A 7,806-nucleotide genomic window follows, 5' to 3' on the forward strand; every position below is an offset into this window, starting at 1 on the left:
GGAGTCGTCTGGATTGGCATGGCGACCGGGGCTTGAGTTTTCTGCAACTCGGTTTGCGGGAACTGGCTCGGCTTTGCTACGAGCGTTTGCCCTTGCCCATCCTCCAAGCCTTGCCTAAGGGCAATCCACCGCCCGCTTGCGCCTCTCGATGCAAGCGAGACGCCCTAGACTGTCGCATTGAGTTCGCTAAGGTCCTCACATTCTCATGGTGAGACTGCCCTAAGTTTTCTGCACCACTAAGCATCAGACCAACTGATTGAAAGTTTCCCTGAACTCATTCCCCTCTAGTTTTTTTGATTCATCACGCTTAACCTTTAACTACAATGATACGTAAACTTTCTGCTTCCTTAATGGCATTATCTCTAGTGTGGTCGTCGGTTGCCTGCACTAGCTTAGAAGATTACTCCGCTTCGCAACCAGTACCGCAACTTCCACAAGAAACAACTGCTCCTGCTGCTGCTAGCTCAATTGCAGACGGGGCTTATGCTGTGCAGCAAGCCACCTACGACGACAGCTCGGGCGAATACAGCCTAATGTTGCTTAACACCGGGCCTGGGCAGTCGATGTTTCGCAGCGCCAATTTACCATTGGCACGCCTAACCGACGAAGAAATCTCTGCTGGCAAATCGAGTGAACTGCGGGTTGAAAACGGACAACCGGCGCTGTATCTAACACCCGATTTTCGAATTGAATACGTTCATAATGTAACTGCAACTCAGACCGATCCGCAGACTGGGCAGGAAGAAGTTGTCATTATTCGTCAAGAGCCCAGCTTTTGGACGCCATTTGCAGGAGCGATCGCGGGTCAGGCGGTCGGCAACTTACTCTTTCGCCCGCAGTATTACATGCCGCCAATGTATCGACCAGGTGTAGCCTTGGTCGGCCACGGTGGTTATGGCCGCAGCTACAGCGAAGCCGTTTCGCGCTATCAGTCGCGCTACCAAGCCCCCCCTGCTGAATATCGGAACCGTCAGTTTCGGTCGAGTGGTAGGCTACGCTCGCCCGGCAGCACTGCCCCGCGTGTTAATACCAATAGACCTTCAGGCAGTGGCGTTGGCAACAGCAATTTGCGACGTAATAATCGACGGAACGAGCGTGCTCGGCCTTCAAGTGGTGGTTTTGGCAGTTCGCGCCGCTCGGCCCCACGCCGTAGTTCTGGTCGCAGACGGCGGTAACATCTGAGTGATGCCTGCGAAAGCTATCTTCTGAAACTGATGCACCGACAAGCAATCTCCTGCCACAATTTTGCGGTGGGAGTAGTGCGATCGCAGGTAAGGTAAGAGGGGCGATCGCCGTAGCCCCGCCCCACCTTGCTAGCAACCTGCCGCTACTAGAAAGCAGCACCGTAGGGTGGGCACCGCCCACCCTTCTTTTTCGGCCATTCCACTTCACGGCTCTGCCAAACTAAACCCCCAGACCTGCGGCCTACTCTGGCGATGGGGCGTAGCGGCGGGTGTGGATAGAGAGATACTCGCCCTCGCGACCCGTGGGGATGAGCTTTGACCAGCGGTCTGGGTCGGCGTAGCCGGATCCGCCCCTAGCTGATGAATGGTGTCGCGCACGGCACTGTAGTCGCCGATGGCGATCAGTCGCACCAACTCTTGGTTGCGCACGGGCAGTCTGAATTCGTAAGTCATGAGAGTTCACCTTCGGTAAAGAAAACGGGGAACTCGCCTAGCATCCCGTGAGGGGGCCGATGCGATCGCAATCATCTACCAGGCGCGGGTAGCAGTGGAGAGGTTTTCTCTTCCGTTAGGCCAAGCCGTTCTCAACGTGGAGGCGTTAAGGCCGAGTAAGGCAGCTTTTTTTGATGGCGGCGGCCATGGGTCAGGCAAACTAACGCCCGCATGATTCCGAAAAAACGGCCCGCCCCAGTTGAATACGTAGTAAAAAAAGAGCACCGTAATTAGGTATTGGCCTACGCCACCCACCAAGGCTCCTACTACGCTGCCTAACCAAGGGCGTTTGCTGTCTGCTGAACCCTGTTTGCTTATAGTGTCTGTGGCATGGAGATCTAGAGCGGGCGCGATCGCTCCGATTTGCGGCTGTCCCAGGATAGCTCTAGCGCTTTGCGAAAGTCGTCCATGGCAGCATTGGCCCCGTGACCCAGGCGAATGCTGGTGTGGCCTCGACCAATGTAGGCCTCGGCCAGAGCGGGGCTGAGTTCAATAGCGCGATTAAAGTCTTCGAGGGCAATATCCCACTCATCGAGAAAATAAAGGGCGTAGCCGCGATCGCAGTGGGCCAACGCGTCGCCGGGGTGTAGCTCTAGGGCATGATCGAAGTCGGCGATCGCGGCGGGGTAGTCTTCTTGGCGGCTAAACACGCGGCCTCGGTTAGCCCAAATGCGCCCGCTGTGGGGGTTAAAACGCAGCGCCAGGGTGTAATCAGCGATCGCGCCCTCCGTATCGCCCACCTGGGCGCGCAGTAGCCCCCGGCTGTCGTACAGGTCGGCCAGCCGAAAGCGCAGATTTAGGGGCGTATCTTCGCTCAGAGTGGCATCGGGGCTGTCGAGGGCCAGACCCACCAGGGTTTGGTTGTAGGAGCGATCTTGCAGGTCGGGGTTAAGCTCAAGCACTGTGGTGTAGTCGTCGATCGCCCCCTGAAAGTCGCCTAGCTCGTGGCGCAGCATGCCCCGGTTAATGTAAGCCTCCACGTAATCGACCTGGCAATCCAGGGCGCGGTTGATATCGAGGGTGGCCTGGTAATAGTTGCGTAGCTGAAAGTAGGCCACCGCCCGATAGTTGTAGGCCTCGGCGTGGTTGGGCTGGCTTTGCAGCAGCCCGGTAAAGTCGGCGATCGCACATTGGTAGGCCTCACGTCGGTGCTCAGCCAGGGCCGCGTGGGCTCCCTGCTTGAGATAGGCCAGCCCCCGCCACAGCAAAATTTTGGCAAACTTGGGCTGTTCGGCAAGCACCACCGCAAAGTCGGCGATCGCCCCGCTGTAGTCTTCCAGATCAAGCTTAATCCGGCCTCGGTTGCCGTAGCCCTTGATCGACCGGGGCTGGAGCTGTATGGCCCGATCGAGATCACCCAGGGCCTCGGCCAGCTTCCCCAGCAGCCGGTAGACGCTGCCCCGGTTAATGTAAGCATTGGCAAAAGAGGGTTCTAGGCGCAGAGCGGCAGAAAAATCGTCCGCAGCGGCGGTATGGCGGCCCAGGTCGCGGTGGGCGCAGCCCCGATTGTAAAGCGCTTTGGCGCAGCGGGCATCGAGCGCAACGGCCTGGGAAAAGTGCGCGATCGCCATTTCAAAGTAGCCCAGCCGGGCCTGTTCAATACCAGCTTTAAGCAGGTCGCTGAGTTGACAGTTTGCAGTAGTCATAAGCCTGCCGGGGAATTAAGACACTCTGTCGCGCCGATTCTGTCGTGCCCCATAGCGTGTGAACCTAAACTTGGGCACTGCTTTAGCTGCTGTAGATGCCCCGACCCCAAAGCTAGTTTTTATTATGCCTTATCTCGTCAACCGTGGTATTGCTCATTCGGCTGCCTGGCGTAGAGCCTGCACCGTAGTCGTCACCCCGGCTACTACCTGATCGATCTCGGCGGCGGTAGTAAAGCGGCCCAGACCAAAGCGCAGCGAGGCGTAGGCCAGCGCATCGGTTCGCCCCAAACTCTTGAGTACGTGGGAAGGGGCCGTGCTGGCGGTGCTACAGGCCGCCCCCGACGACAGCGCCACCGTACCGCGTAACCCCAGCAGTAGCGCCTGCCCATCGACCCTTTCAAAACTAACGTTGAGGTTGTTGGGCAACCGCTGGGTAGCATGGCCGTTAAGGTGCAGGCCTGGCAGCGGCTGTAGCCCCTGCCAGAGGTGCTGCCGGAGGGCAATCAGGCGATCGCGCTCCGCCTCCAGTTCCGCCAACCCCAGCTCTACCGCTTTGGCAAAGCCGACAATTTGTGGCGGATACAGCGTGCCCGACCGCAGCCCCCGCTCGTGGCCGCCGCCGTGGAGTTGGGCCGCTAGGGGCACGCGGGGTCGCCGCCGCACATAGAGTGCGCCAATGCCCTTGGGACCGTAGACCTTGTGGGCCGTCAGCGACACCAGATCTAGCTGCATGCCCTGCACATCGAGGGGAATTTTGCCAATCGCCTGGGCCGCATCGCTGTGAAAGAAAACCTGGCGATCGCGGCAGCGCGCCCCAATCTCGGCCAAGGGCTGCAGCACGCCAATCTCGTTGTTGGCCGCCATCACCGATACCAGCACCGTGTCGTCACGAAAGGCTTTATCTAGGGCATCAAGATTCACCAGGCCGTCGGGCTGCACCGGCAGGTAAGTGATCTCAAAGCCCAGCGATGCTAAGTACTGGCACGGGTCGAGCACGGCGCTGTGCTCGGTCTGCACGGTAATGATGTGGCGGCCCCGGCTAAAGCAGGCCTCGGCGATGCCTTTGATCGCCAGGTTGTTGGCCTCGGTGGCCCCGCTGGTAAAGACGATTTCTTCGGGGCTGGCATTGAGGGCCTCGGCAATGGTTTGGCGCGATCGCGTTACCGCCGCCTCTGCTTCCCAGCCGTAGGCGTGGGTGAGGCTGGCCGGGTTGCCAAACTGCTCGGTAAACAATGGCAGCATCGCTTCCAGCACCCGAGGGTCGACCGGCGTGGTCGCGTGGCAGTCTAGATAAATTGGGCGATGTACCATAGCCCTATGAATACTCCCAGTCACCTGATTCTCAACCTGGCCGTGCTGCGTCGCCCGGTCGCTCCGGTGATGACCTGGCCCGTTTTAATCGGCGGGTTGATCCCCGATGCAGCATTGTTTGTATTCTACGCCTGGGCTCGGGCTCAGGGCCTGCCCGAGCAAACCATTTGGAGCGAAGCCTACTACAGCCAGCCCTGGCAGGATATTTTTGCCGTCGGCAACTCGATACCGCTGGGGCTGCTGGCGATCGCGCTGGGCTACTACCTCAAGCGGTACTGGCTGGGATTTGTGGGAGCCAGCATGGTGCTACACCACCTGGCCGATTTGCCCCTGCATCACGACGACGCTCATCGCCATTTTTGGCCGCTGAGTTCAGTGCGCTTCATCAGCCCCGTTTCCTACTGGGATGCTGACCACTTTGGGCGACTGGGGGCAACCCTAGAACTGGTGCTGGTGCTGGTCGCTACTGCCTACCTGCTGCCCCGACTCAGCTCCAGGGTCAGTCAGGCCGTACTGGGAACAACGGCGGTGCTGATAACGGGGGGATACCTAGTGTTAGTCAGACCCTTGGGCTGATGGCCCGCAGCGATTAGCCCCGCCGCTGAAACACGTGGTACTGATTGCGACCAGCGTCTTTGGCGGCATAGAGAGCCTGGTCTGCCGCCGCCAAAATGCTTTCTGCTGGGCTACCGGGGGTAGGCACTAGCGTAGCAATGCCAAAGCTGAGGGTAATGGTAGGGCTGCTGGGGCTAGCGCCGTGGGGCAACCCTAGAATTTGCAGGTGGTGGCGCACCATTTGCACCACTCGAATGGCACCGGCGGTGTCGGTGTCGGGTAGCACCAGGGCAAATTCTTCACCGCCGTAGCGCGCCGCTAAATCGGCCGGGCGACGAACGCCGTGGTGAATGGCGTTGGCAATATCAATCAGGCACTGGTCGCCTGCGGCGTGGCCGTAGGTGTCGTTGTAGGGTTTGAAGAAATCGACGTCGGCCAGCACCACGCTGAGGGGTTTGTGCTCCCGAGCTAGCCGCTGCCACTCTTGGGTCAGGTACTCGTCGAGCCAGCGCCGGTTGGCGAGCTGGGTCAGGCTATCGACCTTAGAGATCCGATCAAGCTCTCGGTTGGCGGCCTGCAGCTGCTGGTATAGCTCGGCCTGGTTCAGTGCGGTGGTGAGCTGGTCAGCAAAGTGCTGCAGCATGTTGGCCTCAAAGGGCTGCCACTGACGATGTTCGCCGCAGGCATGCACCACCAAAATGCCCCACACCGGGTGGCGATCGCCGCCAAAGGGATGAGCGATCGGAGCCACCATGGCCGATTTAACCTCAACACTGGCCAAAAAAACCACGCTCGTTGTAGACCAAGGAAAGGTCGAAATATCGTTATAAATTTGAGGCTGTCCCGACTGCAACGCCTTGAGATAGTCAGCCGATACAGGCTCTGGAGGAATCATCGCGTCGCTGATCGTGATGTAGTTAGGATGAGTTGCCTGCTGGGAAATACACCGGCGGCCGTCGGCCAAGATTTCAAAAATCACCGCGCGATCGGCATTAAATACGGCCTTAATACCAGCTACCGCAGCGCTGAGAATGGTCTCAAAATCTAGGGTTTCGCGCATACGGGCGGTCAGCATGCGCAGCAGTTGCTCTTGCCCAACTCGGCGGCTCAGGGTGGCCTCGGTGGCCCTCAGGTGAGCCTGTAGCTCTCGGTGCTCGGTGCAGTCTTCGGCGCACCCTACCATATAGCGAGGCTGGCCCTGGTCATCCTCAACCACCCGCACGTGGGCTTTAATCCAGCGTATCTCGCCGCTGGGGCGCACAATGCGGTACTCTCGTCGCACCGAGTTGCCCTCGAACTGCCGTCCTACCGAGGCCAACACATTAGGCAAGTCGTCGGGATGAATCTGGCGCTGCCAGAGATTGGGATCGTCATAGAGAGCAGCTGAGGGTTGCTGCCAAATCTGTTCAAAAGCGGCGTTGGCGTATAAAAACTGCCCCGACACCGCATTGCGAATAAATAAAAGCTGGTCGACGTGGTCGGTAACCAGCTGAAACAACTCTTCGGTCTGATCCAAGGTTGGGCGAGTTTGTCGCTGCTGCTGGGCCAGCTGTCGCTCCAGCTCGTTTTGGTAAATGGTTTGACCAACCTGGCGCGCTACGTGTTTGAGCAAAACTTGGCTCGATTGGTGCCAATCGCAAGGGCTGCTGCAGCGATGTACAATCAGCAGCGCCCACAGCTGAGAGCCAGCAAAGATCGGTACGGCCAGCTTGGCCTGCACCTGCAGACGGGTGAGCAAATCGGCATAGCAGGGTTCGAGATTGTTCTGCTGCACATCGGTAACGATGCCGATATGGCCCTGGCGGTAGCGATCGCCCCAGCCATTTTCAAAACAAGGGTCATAGATCAGCTCCCCCCGCAGGGGCAACCAGCCTGCCCCCACCGACTCGGCGGCAATAACACCATCATCGCCGGGCAAAAACTGATAGACCACCACCCGGTCGGTGTCGAGCAGCTGCCGCAGGGTGTCTACCACCCGCTGGAGAAAAAGATCTAGGTCGTAGGCCAAAACTGCTGCATCACAGACAGCCGCCACCGCCGCCAAAATTTGTGCTTCATTGATAGCCGATTGGGGCGGAAGGTTGCGCGTCATGCTTCAGACCCAGCGAAAGGTAAACGATCAACCCCGAAACAGCTAATGACCCTGCTGGCACCTGACCTGAAACCCGATCGCAGCAGGACCATCAGCGAAGCATGTCTCAATGGCGAAACCTTTGATAAAGCCGCTATGCCCTAGCGTCTAGTTCTACGGCCCTAGCTAAGTGTTGTTCACGCTAGCTTAAAAGCCAGCCATTAGCACTCTTTATACTTTGCCTTACACCGCTTCAAGAATTGAGACGACCCATGGCTCAATTCGCCTCTAATCAAGATGTTTTTGTCTAAATTAGCACTCAAAGCCCCCAAAAGCTTGAGTAAGCCCACTGATTATTTAAGCACTGGAATGGCGGTGTTTAGCGTAAGTAGCTGTTTTAGCTTCCCCGGTAGTTAAGACAACCCGGCTGGACCAGCCACTGGGCAGGAAATATTGCAGAATGTAAAGAGATGACCGTCAGGTATTAGCCATGACCACCGTTGCGATCGCCCCTCAGTCTGCCGGTTCTGCCGCCCCCCTCCCCGCT

General features: G+C 58.3%; 6 protein-coding genes and 1 pseudogene. 3 read left to right on the forward strand and 4 right to left on the reverse strand.

Annotated elements, in window-relative coordinates:
• Positions 1 to 212 (forward strand): annotated as a pseudogene (locus IQ273_RS34080) (IS4 family transposase); the annotation flags it as partial.
• Between the two features lie 321 nt (positions 213 to 533).
• On the forward strand, positions 534 to 1,175 hold the full coding sequence (locus tag IQ273_RS27450) for a hypothetical protein (RefSeq protein ID WP_228053984.1): 642 nt from the start codon (positions 534 to 536) through the stop codon (positions 1,173 to 1,175).
• A 213-nt stretch (positions 1,176 to 1,388) separates the two neighbouring features.
• On the opposite strand, the gene IQ273_RS27455 is transcribed toward IQ273_RS27450, so the two are convergent.
• From IQ273_RS27455 to IQ273_RS27465, 3 genes are all read right to left on the reverse strand, one after another.
• Positions 1,389 to 1,637 carry a hypothetical protein gene (locus tag IQ273_RS27455; protein ID WP_228053991.1) on the reverse strand — a complete coding sequence of 83 codons (249 nt, stop codon included), beginning with the start codon at positions 1,635 to 1,637 and terminating at the stop codon, positions 1,389 to 1,391.
• 377 nt (positions 1,638 to 2,014) lie between these two features.
• Entirely contained in the window at positions 2,015 to 3,322 is a 1,308-nt protein-coding gene (locus tag IQ273_RS27460; protein WP_194026310.1) for a tetratricopeptide repeat protein, read from the reverse strand.
• A 153-nt stretch (positions 3,323 to 3,475) separates the two neighbouring features.
• Complete coding sequence (locus tag IQ273_RS27465) at positions 3,476 to 4,633, reverse strand: cysteine desulfurase family protein (RefSeq protein WP_194026311.1); 1,158 nt, start codon at positions 4,631 to 4,633, stop codon at positions 3,476 to 3,478.
• A 6-nt stretch (positions 4,634 to 4,639) separates the two neighbouring features.
• Between IQ273_RS27465 and IQ273_RS27470 the strand changes: the two genes are divergently transcribed.
• Positions 4,640 to 5,209 (forward strand): hypothetical protein, encoded by a 570-nt coding sequence (locus IQ273_RS27470; RefSeq protein ID WP_194026312.1) that lies wholly within the window; start codon positions 4,640 to 4,642, stop codon positions 5,207 to 5,209.
• A gap of 13 nt (positions 5,210 to 5,222) precedes the next feature.
• Here IQ273_RS27470 and IQ273_RS27475 read toward each other — a convergent pair whose 3' ends face one another.
• Positions 5,223 to 7,280, reverse strand: coding sequence for a diguanylate cyclase domain-containing protein (locus IQ273_RS27475; protein ID WP_194026313.1), 2,058 nt, complete (start codon positions 7,278 to 7,280; stop codon positions 5,223 to 5,225).
• Positions 7,281 to 7,806 lie beyond the last annotated feature (526 nt).

The organism is Nodosilinea sp. LEGE 07298, assembly GCF_015207265.1.
Taxonomy (GTDB): domain Bacteria; phylum Cyanobacteriota; class Cyanobacteriia; order Phormidesmidales; family Phormidesmidaceae; genus Nodosilinea.